The 19,191-nt window shown below is 70.2% G+C and carries 20 protein-coding genes; 4 read left to right on the plus strand and 16 right to left on the minus strand.

The window, feature by feature from the left end; translation table 11 throughout:
* Nucleotides 1–19: 19 nt before the first annotated feature.
* The 7 genes from ACPYOG_RS03235 to infC form a co-directional block, all read right to left on the minus strand.
* Nucleotides 20–1,147: an N-acetyl-gamma-glutamyl-phosphate reductase gene (locus tag ACPYOG_RS03235; protein ID WP_481292815.1), complete on the minus strand. Its 1,128-nt coding sequence runs from the start codon at nt 1,145–1,147 to the stop codon at nt 20–22.
* Between the two features lie 558 nt (nt 1,148–1,705).
* Complete coding sequence (pheT, locus tag ACPYOG_RS03240; RefSeq protein ID WP_481292816.1) at nt 1,706–4,249, minus strand: phenylalanine--tRNA ligase subunit beta; 2,544 nt, start codon at nt 4,247–4,249, stop codon at nt 1,706–1,708.
* On the minus strand, nt 4,249–5,289 hold the full coding sequence (pheS, locus tag ACPYOG_RS03245; protein WP_481292817.1) for a phenylalanine--tRNA ligase subunit alpha: 1,041 nt from the start codon (nt 5,287–5,289) through the stop codon (nt 4,249–4,251). Before pheS ends, pheT begins: the two co-directional genes overlap by 1 nt.
* A gap of 85 nt (nt 5,290–5,374) precedes the next feature.
* Nucleotides 5,375–6,175: a TrmH family RNA methyltransferase gene (locus ACPYOG_RS03250; RefSeq protein ID WP_481292818.1), complete on the minus strand. Its 801-nt coding sequence runs from the start codon at nt 6,173–6,175 to the stop codon at nt 5,375–5,377.
* Between the two features lie 153 nt (nt 6,176–6,328).
* Complete coding sequence (gene rplT / locus ACPYOG_RS03255) at nt 6,329–6,721, minus strand: 50S ribosomal protein L20 (protein ID WP_285113798.1); 393 nt, start codon at nt 6,719–6,721, stop codon at nt 6,329–6,331.
* A 48-nt stretch (nt 6,722–6,769) separates the two neighbouring features.
* Entirely contained in the window at nt 6,770–6,964 is a 195-nt protein-coding gene (gene rpmI / locus ACPYOG_RS03260; RefSeq protein WP_481292819.1) for a 50S ribosomal protein L35, read from the minus strand.
* Nucleotides 6,964–7,620, minus strand: a complete 657-nt coding sequence (infC, locus tag ACPYOG_RS03265; protein ID WP_481292838.1) for a translation initiation factor IF-3 — start codon at nt 7,618–7,620, stop codon at nt 6,964–6,966. Before infC ends, rpmI begins: the two co-directional genes overlap by 1 nt.
* A 285-nt stretch (nt 7,621–7,905) precedes the next feature.
* Here infC and ACPYOG_RS03270 point away from each other — a divergent pair, with 285 nt between their 5' ends.
* Entirely contained in the window at nt 7,906–8,280 is a 375-nt protein-coding gene (locus ACPYOG_RS03270) for a DUF1844 domain-containing protein (RefSeq protein WP_481292820.1), read from the plus strand.
* A 28-nt stretch (nt 8,281–8,308) separates the two neighbouring features.
* Here ACPYOG_RS03270 and ACPYOG_RS03275 read toward each other — a convergent pair whose 3' ends face one another.
* The 7 genes from ACPYOG_RS03275 to ACPYOG_RS03305 all read right to left on the minus strand — a co-directional run bounded on the left by ACPYOG_RS03275 (nt 8,309) and on the right by ACPYOG_RS03305 (nt 13,829).
* Complete coding sequence (locus tag ACPYOG_RS03275; protein ID WP_481292821.1) at nt 8,309–9,736, minus strand: amidase; 1,428 nt, start codon at nt 9,734–9,736, stop codon at nt 8,309–8,311.
* A 9-nt stretch (nt 9,737–9,745) separates the two neighbouring features.
* The gene (locus ACPYOG_RS03280; RefSeq protein WP_481292822.1) at nt 9,746–10,921 is read right to left on the minus strand and encodes an alpha/beta hydrolase family protein; all 1,176 of its coding nucleotides are present in this window, start codon (nt 10,919–10,921) and stop codon (nt 9,746–9,748) included.
* Nucleotides 10,922–11,165: 244 nt separating this feature from the next.
* The gene (locus ACPYOG_RS03285; RefSeq protein WP_481292823.1) at nt 11,166–11,396 is read right to left on the minus strand and encodes a hypothetical protein; all 231 of its coding nucleotides are present in this window, start codon (nt 11,394–11,396) and stop codon (nt 11,166–11,168) included.
* A gap of 1 nt (nt 11,397) precedes the next feature.
* A complete protein-coding gene (locus ACPYOG_RS03290) occupies nt 11,398–11,946 on the minus strand; it encodes a DUF2781 domain-containing protein (protein WP_481292824.1) in 549 nt (182 codons plus the stop codon).
* Nucleotides 11,947–11,992: 46 nt separating this feature from the next.
* Entirely contained in the window at nt 11,993–12,571 is a 579-nt protein-coding gene (locus ACPYOG_RS03295; protein WP_481292825.1) for an N-acetyltransferase family protein, read from the minus strand.
* A gap of 35 nt (nt 12,572–12,606) precedes the next feature.
* Nucleotides 12,607–13,299, minus strand: coding sequence for a uracil-DNA glycosylase (locus tag ACPYOG_RS03300; protein WP_481292826.1), 693 nt, complete (start codon nt 13,297–13,299; stop codon nt 12,607–12,609).
* Between the two features lie 8 nt (nt 13,300–13,307).
* Entirely contained in the window at nt 13,308–13,829 is a 522-nt protein-coding gene (locus ACPYOG_RS03305; protein WP_090036807.1) for a phosphoribosyltransferase, read from the minus strand.
* A 41-nt stretch (nt 13,830–13,870) separates the two neighbouring features.
* Between ACPYOG_RS03305 and ACPYOG_RS03310 the strand changes: the two genes are divergently transcribed.
* Nucleotides 13,871–15,346, plus strand: coding sequence for an MFS transporter (locus tag ACPYOG_RS03310; protein WP_481292827.1), 1,476 nt, complete (start codon nt 13,871–13,873; stop codon nt 15,344–15,346).
* A 2-nt stretch (nt 15,347–15,348) separates the two neighbouring features.
* Nucleotides 15,349–16,140 (plus strand): nucleotidyltransferase domain-containing protein, encoded by a 792-nt coding sequence (locus ACPYOG_RS03315; RefSeq protein WP_481292828.1) that lies wholly within the window; start codon nt 15,349–15,351, stop codon nt 16,138–16,140.
* A gap of 6 nt (nt 16,141–16,146) precedes the next feature.
* On the opposite strand, the gene ACPYOG_RS03320 is transcribed toward ACPYOG_RS03315, so the two are convergent.
* Nucleotides 16,147–16,857 (minus strand): potassium channel family protein, encoded by a 711-nt coding sequence (locus ACPYOG_RS03320; protein ID WP_481292829.1) that lies wholly within the window; start codon nt 16,855–16,857, stop codon nt 16,147–16,149.
* A gap of 27 nt (nt 16,858–16,884) precedes the next feature.
* Nucleotides 16,885–17,661 carry an SDR family oxidoreductase gene (locus ACPYOG_RS03325; protein WP_481292830.1) on the minus strand — a complete coding sequence of 259 codons (777 nt, stop codon included), beginning with the start codon at nt 17,659–17,661 and terminating at the stop codon, nt 16,885–16,887.
* 139 nt (nt 17,662–17,800) lie between these two features.
* Between ACPYOG_RS03325 and ACPYOG_RS03330 the strand changes: the two genes are divergently transcribed.
* Complete coding sequence (locus ACPYOG_RS03330; RefSeq protein WP_481292831.1) at nt 17,801–19,123, plus strand: bifunctional o-acetylhomoserine/o-acetylserine sulfhydrylase; 1,323 nt, start codon at nt 17,801–17,803, stop codon at nt 19,121–19,123.
* Nucleotides 19,124–19,191 lie beyond the last annotated feature (68 nt).

Genomic DNA, 19,191 nt, shown 5'->3' on the forward strand with positions numbered 1-19,191 from the left:
CGGTCTGCAGCCTCGACGATCACGGTGCGACTCCGTTCACGGTCAGGCCCGCGGTCTCGTCGAGACCCAGGGCGATGTTGACGGATTGGATGGCGGCTCCCGCCGTCCCCTTGTACAGATTGTCCATCGCGAGCACCGTGACGACGCGGCCGGCCGCCGCATCCAGCGCCACACCGATGAGCACGGTGTTGGCGCCGAGGACGTCGGCGGTCCGCGGAACGGTCCCCGCCGGCAGCACCTGCACGAACGGCTCACCCGCGTAGGCATCCTCCCAGGCCGCCTGCACCTGCTCCGCTGTGACGCCCGGCTTCACCCGCGCCGTCGACGTCGCGAGGATGCCGCGCGACATCGGCACCAGGACCGGCGTGAACGACAGCGTCGGCGAGACGGCGCCGGCCTTGCGCAGGTTCTGCTGGATCTCGGGGATGTGGCGGTGCGTTCCGCCGACCGCGTACGGATTGGCGGAACCGAGGATCTCGCTGGCGAGGTACATGGTCTTCAGCGACTTGCCCGCCCCGGAGGGGCCGACCGCGAGCACGGCGACGATGTCCTCGTCATCGATGAGACCGGCCCGGATGCCCGGGGCGAGCGCGAGGGAGACGCTGCTGGAGTTGCAGCCGGGTGCCGCGATGCGCCGGGCGCCCCGGAGCCGGTCGCGCTGCTTGCCTGTGCCGGCGGATCCGGCGTCGGGTCCGGCGTCGGGTCCGGCGTCGGGTCCTGCCTCCGATGCGGTGTTGGGCCCGGCCTCCGCGTCGGCGAGGGGCAGCTCGGGCACTCCGTAGGCCCAGGCGCCGTGGTACTCGCCGCCGTAGAACGCAGCCCAGTCGGCCGGGTCCTCCAACCGGTGGTCGGCGCCGCAGTCGACGACCACGGTGTCCTCCGGCAGCTCCGCGGCGATCGCGCCGGAGGTGCCGTGCGGAAGGGCGAGGAAGACCACGTCGTGCCCGGCCAGGGTCTGGGGCGTCGTCTCCTGGAGGGTCAGATGCGCGAGCGAGCGGAGGTGCGGCTGGTGGGCGATCAGCGGATGACCGGCGTTCTGGTGCGCGGTGACCGTGCGGACCTCGAAGTCCGGGTGCCCGGCGAGGATGCGCAACAGCTCACCGCCCGCGTAACCGGAGGCGCCTGCGACGGCGACCGAGAGAGTCATGCTTGTTCCTTATTCGAGTGGACGACAGAAGTCTCGGCGACGGCGGCGCCCACGTCGATCCACAGCACAGGACCGCCCGGAACGCCGCCTAGCTTCGGCGGTCGCGCAGGCGTCGGCGCATGACACGGGCGGCGGAAGCCGCACCCGTCGAAGCGGTGCACCGGACGGAAAGCATGGGACAACCCTAGCGCCCCCTCCCCGGCCCCCGCCAATTCCGGTCTCTCACCCATGGTCCGGGACCGCCGCATCCCGCCGCTGCCGGCCTGCGCACGTCCCGCCGCGCCAGAGGAGGAGATTGGAGCGGATGAGGTTCGAATCTCCTCCCCTACCGCCAATCCAAGGAGATTCGGTACCCGATCTCCTCCGTTAGCCCCAGCCCAGCCAACCGAAGGAGATTCGCATCCGATCTGGTGCGGCCGACCGAAGGAGATTCGAACGGACACCGTTCGAATCTCCTTCAGTACTGCCAATCGAAGGAGATTCGGCACCCGATCTCCTTCAGTGCGCGTCTCCTTCGGTGCGCCCGCGCAGCCTCGTCTCGGTACGGGCGCGGCGGGACTACTCGCGGATGGCCGCGCCGAAGCGGTCCGCGGCGCGGGCGGCGCCGGCGAGCTTGGCCTCGGTGGCCTCCGCCGCCGTGAGGGTGCGGTCGGCGGCACGGAAGCGCAGCGCGAAGGTGAGGCTCTTGTGTCCTTCGGGCAGGCCCGGACCGCGGTAGTCGTCGACGAGTCGGATGTCCTCGAGCAGCGCACCCGCACCCTCCCGCACAGCTCGCAGCACCTCGCCGGCGGGCGCGTCCGTGGGCACGACGAGGGACAGGTCCTGGGTCGCGGCGGGGAAGCCCGCGATGACGCCCGCGACGATGTCGGCCGGGGCGACGCCGATCAGGGCGTCGAGGTCGAGCTCGAAGACGGCGACCACGCGAGGCAGGTCCAGGTCGTGCGCGAGCGCCGGCAGCAGTTCGCCCGCAAAGCCGACGGAGACCACGGTTCCGTCCGCGGCGCGGGCGAGCAGCTCGGCCGTGCGGCCCGGGTGCAGCGCCTGGTGCGACGCTTGGGCGACGTCCACGGCGAGTCCCACCGCGGCGGCCGTCTGCCGCACCATGTCGAGAGCGTCGGGCAGGCCCGCGGGCACCGCGGCGACGCCGGGCTGCTTCTCGAGGACATTGCCCACGACGAGTCCGGCCAGATGCCGGGGCTGCGCCGGGATGCCGGCGTTCAGCCCGGCGAGGATGTCGGGGCCGGGCAGGGCGGCGCCCGGCGGCAGCGTCTCGCTGCCGATCGAGCCCTCCGAGGGACGGAACACCGTACCGAGTTCGTACACGCGCAGATCGACGAGCCCGCGGGCGAGGTTGCGCTTGGCCGCCTCCAGGAGGCCGGGCAGCAGCGAGGTCCGCAAGTACGGCGCAGTGGCATCCAGCGCGTTCGCGAGGCGGACGGCGGGAACGCCGCCGGCCTCCGGCGCGCCGAACAGGTCGTTCTGCGCCTCGCTGACGAACGGGAACGACAGCACTTCGGTCGCGCCGTTGTCGGCCAGCGTCTGCACGACCGCACGGCGCAGCCGCTGCTCGCGCGTCAGCCCGCGACCCGGAGGCGCGACGGGCAGCACCGAGGGGATGCGGTCGTAGCCGACGATGCGGGCGACCTCTTCGGCCAGGTCCGACTTGTCGCGCAGGTCCGGTCGCCAGGTCGGCGCAGCGACGAGCAGGCCGTCCGCCCCTTCGCTGACGGTGCCGCCGATCTCGGCCAGGGCACCGCGCACCTCGTCGTCGCTGAAGTCGACGCCGATGAGCCCTGCGATGTATCCGGCGGGCAGGTGGATGGGCTCCGCGGACTCGGAAGCGTCCAGCAGCGAGCCGAGCTCGTCCGCCTGTCCGCCTGCGAGCTGCTCGAGCAGCTGCACGACGCGTGCCGCCGCCGCGACAGCGACCTGCGGGTCCACGCCGCGCTCGAAGCGCTTGGAGGCCTCACTCGGCAGCTTGTGGCGCCGTGCGGTCCGTGCGATGGAGACCGGGTCGAAGTTGGCCGCCTCGATGAGCACGTTGCGGGTTCCGGCGCCGATCTCGGTGGAGGCGCCTCCCATCACTCCCGCCAGGCCGATCGCGCCGGAATCGTCGGCGATGACGAGGTCTTCCGGGTCGAGCGTCCGGGTCTGGTCGTCGAGGGTGACGAGCGTCTCCCCCGGCGCCGCCCGGCGCACGACGATCCCGCCGGACAGCCGGTCGAGGTCGTAGCCGTGGATGGGCTGCCCGAGCTCGAGCATCACGTAGTTGGTGATGTCGACGATGAGCGAGATCGAGCGGATGCCCGCCAGCTTCAGCCGGGCGATCATCCACGCGGGCGTCGGGCGCGAGCCGTCGACGTCACGCACGACGCGCGTCACGAAGACGCTCGCGCCGACCCGGCCGCGCAGCGGCGCGGTGTCGTCGATCGTCACGCGGAAGCCCCGGGCGTGGTCCGCCGCCGAACGCACCGGCACGGCGTCGGCCGGATCGCGGAAGGCGGCGCGGGTCGCATGCGAGTACTCGCGGGCGATGCCGCGGATGGAGAACGCGTAGCCACGGTCGGGCGTGACGTTCACCTCGACGGCGGCGTCGTCGAGCCCGAGCAGCGCGACGGCGTCCGTGCCGACATCCGGATCGAGACCGAGGGTGCTCAGGCGCAGGATGCCGTCGTGTTCCTCGCCCAGCCCGAGCTCGCGTGCGGAGGCGATCATGCCGTCCGAGACGTGGCCGTACGTCTTGCGCGCGGCGATGGGGAACGGACCGGGCAGCACAGCGCCGGGCAGCGTCACCACGACCTTGTCCCCGGCGAAGAAGTTGCGGGCGCCGCAGACGATTCCGCGCACGTCTGCACCGCCGTCCGCCGCGCTCCCGCCCTCGGGCGCGACGCGCACCTGGCACCAGCGGATGGTCTTGCCGTTGCTCTGCGGCTCCTCCTCGAACTCCAGGACCTGGCCGACGACGACCGGTCCGGAGATCTCGAAGGTGTGGACGTCCTCCTCCTCCAATCCGACGGAGACGAGGGCGGCGTGCACCTCCTCCGGGGTCGTGCCGGGCTCCAGGTCGACGAACTCGCCGAGCCAACTCAGAGGGACGCGCATCAGACCACCATTCCGAACTGCTGGGAGAACCGGACATCGCCCTCGGCCATGTCGCGCATGTCCTGGACGTCGTTGCGGAACATCAGGGCCCGCTCCACGCCCATCCCGAACGCGAACCCGGAGTAGACGTCGGGATCGATGCCCGCGGAGCGCAAGACGTTCGGGTTGACCATGCCGCAGCCGCCCCACTCGATCCAGCGTGCACCGCCCTTGAAGGTGGGATGCCAGAGATCGAGCTCGGCGCTCGGCTCGGTGAAGGGGAAGTAGTTGGGACGCAGGCGCACGCGCGCCTCGTCGCCGAACAGCGTCTTGACGAAGTGGTCGAGCGTGCCGCGCAGGTGCGCCATGGTCAGGCCCTTGTCGACCGCGATGCCCTCGGTCTGATGGAACACCGGGAGGTGCGTCGCGTCGAACTCGTCCGTGCGGAAGACGCGGCCGGGCGCGATCCGGTACACCGGGAGGTCGTCGCCCAGCAGGGCGCGCAGCTGCACCGGCGAGGTGTGCGTCCGCAGGACGAGGTGCGCATCCGTGGGCTCCACGAAGAAGGTGTCCTGCATGGCCCGCGCCGGGTGGTCGGCGTCGAAGTTCAGCGCGTCGAAGTTGTACCACTCGCTCTCGAGCTCCGGCCCTTCGGCCAGCTCCCAGCCCATCCCCACGAAGACGTCGGCGATCCGCTCCTGGAGCAGGCTCAGCGGGTGCCGTGCGCCCGGCGTCCAGCGCGATGGCAGAGCCGTCACGTCGACGGTCTCGGCGGCGAGCTGGGCCGCCTCCTCCGCCGCGGCGATCTCGGCCTCCCTGGCCGTGAATGCCTGGGCCACGCGAGCCCGCGCGCCGCCGACCAGCTTGCCGGCAGCGGCCTTCTGGTCGCCGGGGAGCGAGCGGATGGCGGCGTTCAGCCGGGCGAGGGGCGAACCTTCTGCCGTGTGGTCGTGGCGCACCGTCTTCAGCGCGGCCGAATCGGCGGCGGCATCGATCGCGGCGAGAGCGGCCGTGACGGCCGCTTCGACCGCGGATTCGGTGATCTGCGTGGAATCTGACACGGTCACCCAGTCTAGTCGGGGAGCATCGCGCATCCCGGTCCCGGCCAGCGCCTGTGGACAACCGCCGGGCTGTGCGCAGGGCGGGTCAGGAACGCTGTGCGAAGGCCGACTCGTACAGGCAGACGGAGGCCGCGGTCGCGAGGTTCATGGACTCGGCCCGGCCATAGATCGGGACCGTCACCACCCGATCCACCAGCTCGAGCAGTTCGTCGGCGAGTCCGCGCGCCTCGTTGCCGAAGACCCAGGCGGTGGGGCGTGCCAGCTCGCCGTCACGACGCGCCGAGAGGAGATCCTCGCCCTTGACGTCAGCGGCGAGCACCTGCAGGCCGGCGGTGTGGGCGCGGCCGACGACATCGGCGAGGTCGGCACCGACCGCGACCGGCAGGTGGAAGAGGGACCCGGTGGTCGAGCGGACCACCTTCGGGTTGTAGAGGTCGACCGTGCGGCCGCTCAGCACGACGGCATCCGCGCCTGCGGAGTCGGCCGCGCGGATGATCGTGCCGGCGTTGCCGGGATCGCGCACCTCCTCCAGCACGGCGACGAGGCGCGGCGCGCCGGCGAAGATGTCGCGGATCGAGGTCGGGAACTGCCGCGCGACCGCGACGAAGCCTTGTGGAGTGACGGTGTCGGCCATCGCATCCAGCACGTGCTCCGAGACGAACTCGACCTCGAGCTCCGCCTCCGCTGCGGCACGGGCGATCTCCGGGTACCGCTCCAGAGCGGTCGGCGTGGCGAACAGGTCCACCATCAGCTCGGGTCGGAAGGACAGCGCCTCCGTGACGGCCTGCGGCCCCTCGAGGAGGAAGAGCCCGGTCTCCGCGCGTGCTGCGCGTTTGGCGAGCTTGGCGACGGCCCTGACGCGCGGCGAGCGCGGGTTGTCCAGCATGTCACCAGCTTAGGGGTCAGGATTCGTCACGAATGTCCCCTTCAGCACAGCCCAGCGCGACATTCGTCACGAATGTCCCCTCGGCAGCGCTCCCCCACGAAACAGCGAACGGCCCGGTCGAGGTGACTCGACCGGGCCGTTCTGACGATGGGGTTACGCCGCGGCGTCCGCCTTCGGGGCAGACGTGTCGGCCGGCAGCGCCTTCTTGGCCGTCTCGACGAGCGCCGCGAAGGTCGCGGGCTCGGTGATGGCCAGGTCGGCGAGGATGCGACGGTCGACCTCGACACCCGCGAGGCCGAGGCCCTGGATGAAGCGGTTGTACGTCAGGCCGTTCGCACGCGAGGCGGCGTTGATCCGCTGGATCCAGAGGCGGCGGAAGTCGCCCTTCTTCTGGCGGCGGTCACGGTACGCGTAGACGAGGGAGTGGGTGACCTGCTCCTTCGCCTTGCGGTAGAGGCGCGACCGCTGGCCGCGGTAGCCCTCTGCACGCTCGAGGATGACCCGACGCTTCTTGTGGGCGTTTACCGCCCTCTTCACTCTTGCCATTAGTCGATTTCCTTCTACTGATTCACAAAGTCTGCGAGTGTCGAGTCGTTACTTGCCGAGCATCCGGCGGATGACCTTGGCGTCCACCTCGGGGACGACCTGGTCCTGGTTCAGCCGGCGCGTACGGCGGCTGGACTTGAGCTCCAGGTGGTGGCGCATGCCGGCCTGCTGCTTCATGACCTTGCCGCTGCCGGTGATCTTGAATCGCTTCTTGGCGCCGGAGTGGCTCTTCTGCTTGGGCATTACTTCTCCTCGTTCGTCGCCTGGGCGGGCGAACTCTCATCGGACTGAGCAGCGTCGTCTGTCTCAGCAACCGCATCGTGGTCGCGCCCCTGGGCGCGCGCCTTGGTAGCGGCACGTTGTGCGTTGGCCTCGGCCTTGGCCTCGGACTTGTTCTTGAGCGGGCTGATGATCATCACCATGTTGCGCCCGTCGATCGTGGGGTTGGACTCCACGGTCCCGAGCTCGGCGACATCCTCCGCGAAGCGCTGCAGCAAGCGCACACCCTGCTCCGGACGCGACTGCTCGCGGCCCCGGAAGAGGATCATGGCCTTCACCTTGTCGCCGGCCTTCAGGAAGCCTTCGGCGCGCTTGCGCTTGGTCTCGTAGTCGTGCTTGTCGATCTTGAGGCGGAAACGGACCTCTTTGAGGATCGTGTTCGCCTGGTTGCGCCGGGCCTCCTTGGCCTTCTGCGCAGCCTCGTACTTGAACTTGCCGTAGTCCATGATCTTGGCGACCGGCGGCTTGGAGTTGGGCGCGACTTCGACCAGGTCGAGGTCGGCCTCCTGCGCGAGTCGCAGTGCGACCTCGATCTTGACCACGCCGACCTGCTCTCCGCTGGGGCCGACAAGTCGAACTTCGGGGACGCGGATACGGTCATTCGTACGGGGATCGCTGATGTCTGTCTCCTCTGATCGAGCGATGTTCTTCGCAGCCACGGGCCGTCTGTGACGGTCCGGCGAAAGAGGAGGTTCCACGCACCAGCAGAGCCTGCGATTCCCAGATCTCGGAAGATCCGGTTCGCAGGCCTGGTACAGCACCCTGACTACCCCCGCGTTCACACGCGATGGCGGAGTGCAATGACCCGGTAACCTGTAAAACGGTCAAGCGCGGGTGGGAGGAATCTCCACTTTCGTACCGGGACAGAAGTCCCGGAGCCCGGACGATTCTAACAGAGGAATGCAGTGAGCGACACATCCTTCACCTTCGACGACACCGGCGACGATCGCGACAGCGTCGCGGACGCCACGCGGGACATCGCGGAGGTCCCCGCGGTCGAGGTGATCACCACGACCGCCGTCCACCTGATGAGCGCAGCCGCCGTCAAGTGCGGGCTGGCCGACGACCCGGAGCATCAGACCGACTTGGATGAGGCGCGCAAGCTCATCGACGCCCTCGCCGGCCTCGTGACGGCGAGCGCCCAGCACATCGGCGACCAGCACGCGCGCAGCCTGCGCGACGGGCTGCGCTCCCTGCAGCTCGCGTTCCGCGAGGCGTCCGCGATCCCCGACGAGATCGGGAAGGGTCCGGGCGAGAAGTACACCGGGCCCGTCAGCTGACGCTCGAGGGATCGCGGATCGCGGACGGCTACCAGACGGGCGGGCGGCGGTCCTGCCAGTGGATGCGTCGCTCCAGCTGAGCGGCGAGTGACAGGAGCGTCCGCTCCCCTCCCGGCCGGCCGATCAGCTGCACGCCCATCGGGAGCCCGTCCTCCGTCTGCGACACCGGGAGCACGATGCCGGGCAGCCCGGTCACGTTGAGCATCGACGTGAAGGGCGTGTACTGGACCTGCTGCTCGAAGTTGCGCTCACCGTCCTCCTGGTCGTACCAGCCGAGGGGCCGCGGGGTGAGCGCCATCGCCGGCGTCAGCACGGCGTCGAACGACGACAGCTGCGCGAGGAACGATCGCTCGTATGCGGTGAGCGCCGACAGAGCCTCGCTCAGCTCGCGGGCGCTCAGCGCGCGTCCCCGTTCGACCAGCCAGGCGGTCAGCGGCTCGAGCAGGGAGAGCGTCTCGCCCTCTGCCGGGATGCGCGCAGCGCCCGCCTGCCAGATCGTCCGGAAGGCGGGCGCATACGTGTCATCGGGCGTGAGCGCCGTCTCCTCCACTCCGTGGCCCATGGCGGAGAACGCCTCCACCGCCGCGGAGAGGGCCCGACGCGCCTCGGGGGCGATGGCGATGTCGTAGGCGCCGTCCCAGGCGGACGTGGTCATCACGCCCAGCTGGAAGCGGCCCTCGCCGCGCACCGCTGCTCCGAGGAACGGACCGTCGTCGTCATAGGGGGCTCGCAGCGTGAAGTGATGGTCGATGCGCCCGTTGCGCTTCGCGATCATGCCGTCGAGCAGCAGGGCCGCATCCGCGGTGGTGCGGGCGATCGGGCCGGCCACGACGAGGCCGGCCAGCGACTCGATGCCGCTCCCGGCCGGTACCAGTCCCCTGGTCGGCTTGAGTCCGACGAGTCCGCAGGCTGCGGCCGGGATGCGGATGGACCCGCCGCCGTCGGATCCCGGCGCGAACGGCAGCATCCCGGCTGCCACGGCCACAGCCGCTCCGCCGCTCGATCCTCCCGCTCCGCGTCCGGGGTCCCACGGATTGCGGGCGGGTGGCGCAGCGAGCGACTCGGTGTAGGCCGGCAGCCCGAATTCGGGCGCGTTGGTCTTGCCGAGACTGACGCCGCCCGCCGCATCCATCGTCTCCACGAGCTCGTCGCTCGTGTCGGGCACGAATCCGGCCATCGCGCGAGAGCCGAATCCCGCCGGGACTCCGGCGCGCATCCACAGGTCTTTGTCGCCGAACGGGAGGCCCCACAGCGGAGCGGTCCTCGGTACGCCCTCCGCCACCTCGTCGGCGCGCGTCAGCGCCTGGTCCCGGGTGACGGTGACGAAGGCGCCGAGTTCCGGGTTCAGCCGTTCGATCCGGTCCAGGAAGTGGGAGGCGACCTCTCTCGGGGAGACCCGTCTGGACTGCAGTTCCTGCCAGAGCTCGAGCGCCGTCAGCTCGTGGAGATCGGCCATGCGACCAGGCTAGCCGAGCCGGCGCGATCCCTCTCGGCCCGAGCCGAGGAAGTCGATCACGGCGCTGTTGAAGGCCGCCGGATCGACGTTGTACTCCCAGCAATGCTCTGCAGGCGAGAGCTCGACCAGCCGCACCAGGGTCGGGTCCGCCATGGCGAACATCACGGAGCAGGACAGCGGCACCTCCCGATCGCCGTCGGAGTGGATCACGAGGGCGGGAACCGCGAGGCGACCGGGACGTGCCCAGCCCAGCTGCTCGAAGTCGATGGGCTCGACGAGTCCGATGCGCGCGCTCAGGGACCGGTCGCCGAGCGCGCGGACGGCGAGCCCGCCCACCCAGCTCGGCAGCCCGCGCACCAGGGCGCCGGTGAGCACCGCAGCCCGCCAGTCGGTGACGGGCCCGACGAGGACCAGGCGGTGGATGGATGCGCGGTGCGCGCTCAGCTCGCTGAGCTGCAGCGCGATCGCTCCGCCGAGCGACCATCCGACCAGGATCACCCGCTGCGCTCCGTGGTCGAGCGCGTAGCCGATCGCCGCATCCACGTCCTCCCACTCGCGCAGCCCCAGCGTGGACGCGCCACCGGGAGCCGCCGGCCCCTCACCGTCGCCGCGGTACGAGACGACCAAGGACACCATCCCCAGTGCGTCCGTGGCGTGCACCGACGCGAGCGCCGTGGTCCGGGTGCCGTTGCGGCCGTGGATGTGGATAGCCCACGTGGACGGGCCCGCGCTGGACGAGCCCGCCGCCTCCCGCGGCTCGATGAGCCACGCCGGGGCCACCCCGCCCGGGGCGGCGATCCGCACCTCGCGGTGGCGCCGCCGAAGGGATGCCGGACCGGGGTGCAGGTGCCCGGTCCACTGGCCGAAGCGCGCGGACAGGAGGTCTCCGTCGACGTCGAGCAGTTCGCGCGTCACCGTCCGGGCAGCCGGGTCGTGAGCGATCACGTGGCCGATGACCGCATGCCCGCCCTCGCCGAACCAGAGCCCGAACTGCCCGCGGTGCAGCGTGCGGCGATCCGCAGCGAGCGTGACACTCGTGCCGGTACTGGAGTGGATGGGCGTGACGGAACGCGGAGGCGGGTGGACGACGATGCGCGCCAGCGCGACTGCCGCGCGGCGCAGGCCCCAGCGGCCAGCCCACCACAGCAGCCCGGCGGCCGCGGCCGCGACGAAGATCCACCCCATACCCTTCAGGACGATGCGGATGCCGGGTTCATGACGCCGGGTTCATAACACCGGGTTCAGCATGCCGGGCATGGACGTGGCCGGGAGCGTTCCACTCCCGGCCACGGTTTTCATGCCATCGGCCTCACTCGGCCGGCGCGGTGTCCGCGCCGTCCGACGATGTCGTCGCCGTCAGGCTAGGACGGAACCGCCCGGAGAAACAGAACCTGCAGCCAACTCATAGCCGGCTGCTGCCGGGTGCCTGTCAAGCCGAGCCGACGAACGCCTCCAGCGCCTCGTCCAGGGTGCGCGCGGGCGCGACGTACTCGTAGACAGCCCCGACTCCCGAGGGCACGTACTCACCCTCGGGCGTGAGCGTGATCGCGCCCAGGGGCCGGCCGCGGCCGAGTTCCGCGTCGGCGTCCGGGAAGGAGTGGTCGTACACGTCGTACCGGTCGCCGTCCTCGTAGACGGTCAGGTCTTCCAGCAGCGGCATCTCAGAACCTCCTGGTGAACGGCAGCGGCTTGCGCATCCTGATGAGCAGCAGGAGCGGGACGAGCACGTACGGCCCGTTGTACAGCAGGAAGCCGACCGGGTTCGGGGTCCGCTCCCCCACCGGGCCGAAGAACTCGACGCCGAAGATCGGGATGGCCGTCAGGCTGATGATCATCGTCGCGTAGATCACCGCGAACAGCTGGATCCCGTTGACGCCCTTCGCGATGCAGACGATGAGCACCACGTAGAACGGCAGGTAGACGAAGGCGCTCGTGCCGGTGATGAACCGCAGCCAGAGCGGCTCGTGCATGTAAAGGGGGTCATACTGCGACGAGTACGTGTAGTTCCACTGCGCGAGGATGTTGGTCGTGGTCGCCGTCTGCGGGATGCCGAGGGTCGGGATCGCGTCGCTGATGATGCAGGTCACGATGAACAGCGAGAACATCACGATGAAGAAGATGTCGACAGGGCGCCTGCGCAGCGGCAGGTTCGCCGGCGTCGCCGGGGCGGCGGAGGCGACCTGACCGGTTCCGGGTGTCGCGGTGCTCACGAGGGCGAGCCTAGCGCCGCATCCATTCGCCGCGGTGGAGCGTCGCCTATTTCAGCGACTTCTGCATGAGGATCGTGCCGAGCCAGCGGTCGAACTTGTAGCCGACGTGGCCCATGCGGCCGATCTCGGTGAAGCCGAAGTTCTCGTGCATCTTGATCGACGCCTCGGCTCCCTTGTCGGCGATCACCGCGATGATCTCCTTCAGCCCGGCCGCACGGGAACGGTCGATGAGCTCCTGCATCAGCACGGGTCCAAGGCCCTTGCCGGTGGAGGCGGCGCCCAGGTAGATCGAGTTCTCGACCGTGAACCGGTAGGCGCGCTTCTGCTTCCACGGCTGCACGAGGGCGTAGCCGAGGATCTGCCCGTTGGGCGACTCGGCGACGATGAACGGCATCCCGAGCTTCTTCAGGTAGGCGAACTTGCTCTTCCACTCGCGCAGGGTCATCGCATCCTCGTCGAAGGTCACGGTGCTGTTGGCGACGTAATGGTTGTAGATCTCGCAGACGTGCGGGAGGTCCTCCGGACGCGCATCGCGCATCGCGTACTCGAACGGCGCCTCCGGCGGCTCCGGTTTGCGCAGGTGGCGGGGCAGTGCCCGGCGCTGCTCGTATTCCTCTTCCAGCACGCCGACAAGCCTACGTCGCGCTCATTGCGAGCGCGTTACGGTTCGAGCGACCAATCCACCGGCTTCTCGCCCAGGCGCTCCAGCAGGGCGTTCGCCCGCGAGAACGGCTTGGACCCGAAGAACCCGCGAGAGGCGGACAACGGGCTCGGGTGCGCGGACTCGATCACGGGGTTGCCATCCAGGAGCGGCTTCAGCGTCGACGCATCCCGGCCCCACAAAATGGCCACGAACGGCCGGCGACGTGCGACCAAGGACCGGATGGCGTGCTCGGTCACCGCCTCCCAGCCCTTTCCGCGGTGCGAGGCCGGCTCCCCCGGCCGGACGGTGAGCACGCGGTTGAGCAGCATCACCCCGTGATCGGCCCAGGCGCTCAGGTCGCCATGGGGAGGCGGGACAACGCCGATGTCGTCGCGCAGCTCGCGGTAGATGTTCTTCAGGCTCCTCGGCAGCGGCCGCACGTGACGCTCCACCGCGAACGACAGGCCGATGGGATGCCCGGGCGTCGGGTACGGATCCTGGCCCACGATCAGCACGCGCACCTCCGACAGCGGCGCACGGAAGGCGCGGAGGACGGCGTCGCCGGCGGGCAGGTAGGGGCGCCCCGCGGCCACCTCCTCGCGGAGGAACTCCCCCATCGCGGCGATGCGGCCGGCGACAGGCTCCAGCGCCGTCGCCCAGCCCGGGTCGAGCGAGCCGTCGGCGGCGAGCTCCGTCAGCGTCTTCGGCACGGCCGGCCTCAGTGCGTGGAGGCGGTCACCGGCGGCAGCGCCGACCACGGGAACGTGATCCAGCGATCGGTGCGTCGCCAGACGAAGTCGGGCTCGAGCACGGTGCGCGGCTTGGAGTAGAGGCACACGGTGCGCACGTCCGCGCCGGAGGCGGCGATCAGGTCCACCACCAGGGCGAGTGTGCGCCCGGAGTCGGAGACGTCATCCACCAGCAGCACGCGCTTGGCGTCGAGGGCGGCCGAGTCGAGCATCGGGGGAAGCACAACGGGCTCCGGCAGCCTCGTGTCGACCCCCGTGTAGAACTCGACGTTCAGGGCGCCGCAGGCCTTGATACCGAGCGCATAGGAGATGGCGCCGGCCAGCAGCAGACCGCCCCGCGCGATGGCCACCACCATGTCGGGCTCGAAGCCGGACTCGACCACCTCGCCGGCCAGATGTCGCGCGGCCTCACCGAACTCCAGCCAGCCCAGGACCTCCCGGTCCGTCTCCACAAGGACGTCTGCACCGGAATCGTCGAGTTCGCTGGCCATTCGTCTACCGTACCCGCGCCGCGCCGGTGTTAGCATCGCGCATGACCTCGGAGAAGACGTCGGCCCAGCGTCGGGCGACGGTCGCGATCGGCGTGACCGCGAGCCTGATCGGCTGGCTCGCGCTAGTGGAGCTGACGAGCGGAATCCTGCAGGGATACTACGTCCCGCTGATCTCCGACATCGTCCGCCATCTGGGTATCCACGACGCCGACTACAACTGGTTCGAGGCCGCCCAGCTGCTGGTCTCCGCGCTGGTCGTGCCCGTGCTCGCGAAGCTCGGCGACATGTTCGGGCACAAGCGCATCCTGCTGGTCGCCACGGCACTGACCGCGGTCTCGACGTGGGTGCTCGCGTTCTCCGGCGACTTCGTCAGCTACCTGCTCGCCTTCGCCCTGCAGGGGTTCTACGTGGTCTGGCTGCCGCTGGAGGTCGCGCTGATCTTCGACCGCGGCCGGCGCACCGGCACGGCGGCCTCCGGAACGCGCCGGGCGGCCGGGCTGCTCGTCGTCGCGCTCGAGCTCGGCGCCATCCTCGGCGCGGTCGGCGCCGGGCTGCTCTTCGAGGCCCTCGGCGGGAACGTCACGCTGACCCTCCTCGTCCCCGCATTCGCGGTCACCCTCGTGTTCTTCGCGATCCTGTTCGGGGTGCCCGAATCGGAGCCCGTGCCCGGCCGCACGCTCGACGGCATCGGCTTCACCCTGCTGGCGCTGGGGCTGCTGCTCATCACGTCGGGGCTCACGTTCCTGCGCCTCGACGGTGTCGGAGCCTGGTGGGTCTGGGGGCTCATCCTGCTCGGCGTGCTCGCGTTCGTGCCGTTCGGCCGGTGGGAGCTGCGGCAGAACGATCCGGCGATCGACCTGCGCGTGCTGCGTCGGCCATCCATGTGGCCGGTCCAGCTCACGGCGGGACTCATCGGGATCAGTCTCCTCGGCGCGCAGGCGCCGCTGAGCACGTACGCGGGCACGGATCCGGCGAACGGGTACGGGCTGGGACTCACGGCCGGCCAGCGCAGCATCCTCATCGGCGCCTACTTGATCTCGATGATCGCCGGCGCACTGCTGTTCCCGCTGGTGTCGTCGTGGCTGAGCCCGCGGGTGACCCTGATCGGCGCAGCGTTCCTCGTGGCGACCGGGTACCTGCTGTTCCTGCCCTTCCACCTGCAGACCGGCCAGGTGTTCGTGAACATGGCCGTCGCCGGGATCGGGTCGGGCGCGCTGGTCGGAGCCCTTCCCGCTGCAGCCGCTGCAGCGGCTCCGCGCGGCCAGACCGGCGTCGCCACGGCTCTGACGAACACCACCAAGACGGTGGGCGGATCCTTCGCGTCGGCGGTGTTCGGCGTCGTGCTGCTCGCGGGAGCGGCCACCGTGACGGCGACAGCCGCCAGCCTCTTCGGCTACATGCTCGTCTGGACCATCTGCAGCCTCGGTGCCCTCGTCGCCGCAGTCCTCCTCTTCTTCGTCCCGCGGTCGGCGTTCGCGGACGCCGGGACCGCGCGGCCTGCATCCACTCTGGAGTGACCATGTCCACGCAGCTCCCCACCGAGGTCGCCCAAGCGCTCACCGACTTCCTGCTGGAGCAAGCGCGGATAGCGCCGGGGCTGGTGAGCAGGGCGATCGTCACGGGCTCGGCGGCCGCCGGGGACTGGCACCCCGGTGTCAGCGACATCGATGTGGTGTTCGTGGTCACGCGGGATCCTGCGGAGGACCTCCCGGCGCTCGCGGAGTTGCACGCCGCCTCCGATCCGCACATCGACGGCGTCTACCTGACGGAGTCGGAGCTCGCGCACGGTCCGGACACCGTGCAGACGGCTCCACAGGTCGTCGAGGGGGTGCTCGTCTCGGCGCTTGCCGGCGCACAGCTGAGCTGGATCACGTGGCGCGAGCTCGAATCCGGCGTCCAGGCCATCGTGGACGGCGGGGACGTGATCTGGACTCCCGTGGCAGACCGTCACCCCCGGGCGCGCGAGGGCGTGGTCGCGCACTCCCGGGACAACCTGCTCGACTACTGGCGACCCATCGGCGACGGCCTGGAGAAGGAGCTCGACGGACGGGACGAGGATGCGCCGCTCCGGTCGGAGACGGTCCGCTGGGTGACGCTCGGCCCCATCCGCCTCGTCGCCACCCTGGAGACCGGCGAGGTGCTGTCGAAGACGGCCGCGGCGGCCTTCGCGGCCGAGCGCTGGCCCGAGCACACCGAACTGCTCCGACGAGTCGCGCGGGACCGGGCGGGGCACCGGCAGTCCTTCACGGTGCGCGACGGGCGGGAGGCGCTGGCGCTGCTGCGGGCGTGCGTGGCGGTCGCGGAGAGGTGAGGCTGCTCAATCGCCGCCGTTGCGGCCGTCATGCGGCGGCTCGCCGTCCTCGCGGTCCGATTCGGATTCCTGCGCGGCGCGCAGCAAGCGCGTCCTGTCGGTCAGGTAGCTGACGATGGTCGCACTCGCGATGCCCACGATCGCGATGCCGCCGATCATCAGCACCACCGCGAGAAGCCGCCCGAGGATCGTCACCGGGTAGAAGTCGCCGTAGCCGACGGTGGACATGGTCACGCACGCCCACCACACCGCGTCGCCGAAGCTGACGATGGTCGCGCCGTGCGCGTGCCTCTCCACCCGGAGCTCCGTCAACGAGATCACGTAGAGGAACAGCACAACGGACGCGCCTGCCATCACCAGCACGCGGCGCCGCAGGTGGGACGCGCTCCCGCCTCCCAGGGCGGGGATGCGGCGGAGAGCGGTGAGGAGCCGGAACGGCCGGATCATCGGGACGAACACCGACAGCAGATCGATCGGGTTGCGCCGGACGAACGCCAGCTTCCGGACGGAGAGGACCAGCCGCACGAGGTAGTCGACCAGGAAGAAGGCCCACACCAGCAGCAGGACGACGATCAGCATCCCCTGCACGACGGGCGTCTGGTGCTCATCCAGGACGCTCCACGAGTAGGCGATGAGGAACGCGAAGGACGCGACGATCGCCGGCCACCCGGTGGCGCGCTCCCAGCGCTCACGCTTCGTGTCGTCCGCGACCGCCATCGTGCCGGCCCTTCCGGGATCCCGCCCTCAGCCCCGGACCGTGAGGGCGCCCTTGTGGAGCCGGTAGGGGGCGGCCTGCGCCACGGGCTTGACGACGATCAGGTCCAGATCGACGTGCCGCGGCAGCGTGAGCGCGTGCACGATCGTCTCGGCGATGTCCTCCGCGGAGAGCGGCTCGGGCACATCCTCGTAGACCGCGTCACGGCGTTCCTTGTCGCCCCCGAAGCGGACGAGCGAGAACTCCTCTGTCGCGACCATCCCGGGTGCGACCTCGACCACCCGGATGGGTTCCCCGTTCAACTCGAGCCGCAGCACCTCGGTCAGGGCGTGCTCGGCGAATTTGGCCGCGTTGTAGCCGCCGCCTCCCGGATATGCGGTGAGGCCTGCGATCGAGGTCACGACGAGGATGTCGGCGTGCCCGGTCTCGGAGGCGCCGCGGCGCAGCAAGGGCAGCAGGGCGGAGATCACCCGTTTCGTGCCGAGGACGTTGATCTCGTACATCCAGGCCCAGTCCTCGAGGCTGGACTCCTCCACCGACTCCAGGCCCCGCGCCCCGCCGGCGTTGTTGACGAGCGCATGGATGCCGCCGCTCGCCGCCACGTGGTCGCGCAGAGCATCCACATCGTCCTGCTCGGTCAGGTCCGCCGCGAACACCTCGGCGCCGGTCTCCGCCGCGAGCGCGCGCAGACGGTCCTCGCGGCGGGCGACGCCCAGCACCTCCCAGCCCTCCTGGCGGAACCTGCGGACCGTGGCCGCACCGATTCCCGAACTGGCTCCCGTCACGACCACGCGTCTGCTGCTCATGCCCCCATTGTCGCGGGTTACGGCGTGTTTCGGATACGTTGCCGGGTAGCCCCCGCGCGTCTAGCCTGCAGGAGTCGGCGGTGGCCGACCGCCGCAGACGGTGCGCTCCGCGCATCACAACACCCGAAGGAGAGACGCCATGACCGATGCCGCCGACTGGCAGTTCGAGACCAAGCAGATCCACTCAGGCGCCGCACCGGACCCGGTGACGAACGCCCGGGCCACGCCGATCTACCAGACCACGTCGTACGTCTTCAACAACGCCGAGCACGCGAAGAACCTCTTCGCGCTGGCCGAGTTCGGGAACATCTACACCCGCATCCAGAACCCGACGCAGGCCGTCGTGGAGGAGCGCGTCGCCGCGCTCGAGGGCGGCACCGGAGCCCTCCTCGTCGCCTCCGGCCAGGCCGCCGAGTCGTTCGCCGTGCTGAACATCGCCCAGGCGGGCGACCACATCGTCTCCTCCAGCTCCATCTACGGCGGCACGTACAACCTGTTCAAGTACACGCTGGCGAAGCTCGGCATCGAGACCACCTTCGTCGAGAACCAGGACGACGCCGACGAGTGGCGCCGGGCGGTCCGGCCGAACACGAAGCTGTTCTTCGCCGAGACCATCGGCAACCCGAAGATCAACGTGCTGGACATCTCCCTCGTCGCGGACATCGCCCATGAGGCGGGCATCCCGCTCATCGTGGACAACACGATCGCGACGCCGTACCTCATCCGCCCGTTCGAGCACGGCGCCGACATCATCGTGCACTCGGCCACCAAGTTCCTCGGCGGCCACGGGACCGTCATCGGCGGCGTCATCGTCGACGGTGGCAAGTACGAGTGGTCGAAGAACGTCGAGAAGTTCCCCGGCCTCACCCTCCCGGACCCGTCGTACCACGGCGCGAGCTACACCGCGGCTGTCGGCGACGGCCTCGCCTACATCATCAAGGCACGCGTCCAGCTGCTCCGCGACTTCGGTGCGGCCATCGCTCCGGCGAGCGCCTGGCAGCTGATCCAGGGCATCGAGACCCTCTCGCTGCGGGTGGAGCGCCACACGCAGAACGCGCAGGAGATCGCCGAGTTCCTCGAGTCGCACCCTGACGTCGCCTCGGTGAACTACTCGGGCCTGCCGACCAGCCCGTGGTACGCGGCCGCCAACAAGTACGCCCCCAAGGGCGTCGGCGCTGTGCTGTCGTTCGAGCTGAAGGGCGGTGTGGATGCGGGCGCCGCCCTGGTGGACAACCTCTCGCTGTTCAGCCACCTGGCCAACATCGGCGATGTCCGTAGCCTCGTCATCCACCCGGCGTCGACCACGCACTCGCAGCTGACGCCCGAGCAGCAGCTGACCGCTGGCGTCACCCCCGGTCTCGTCCGCCTCTCGGTCGGACTGGAGAGCATCGACGACCTCAAGGCCGACCTCTCGGCCGGTCTCGCAGCCGCCCGCGCGGTCGCGGAGGCAGCGCGCGCCTAACCCGCATCTCCAGCCCCACCCCCGAGTACGCGAAGACTGCACGCGGAGCACGTTTTCCGCGTGCAGTC

It is taken from the genome of Leifsonia sp. HAY1-4F (assembly GCF_056755275.1).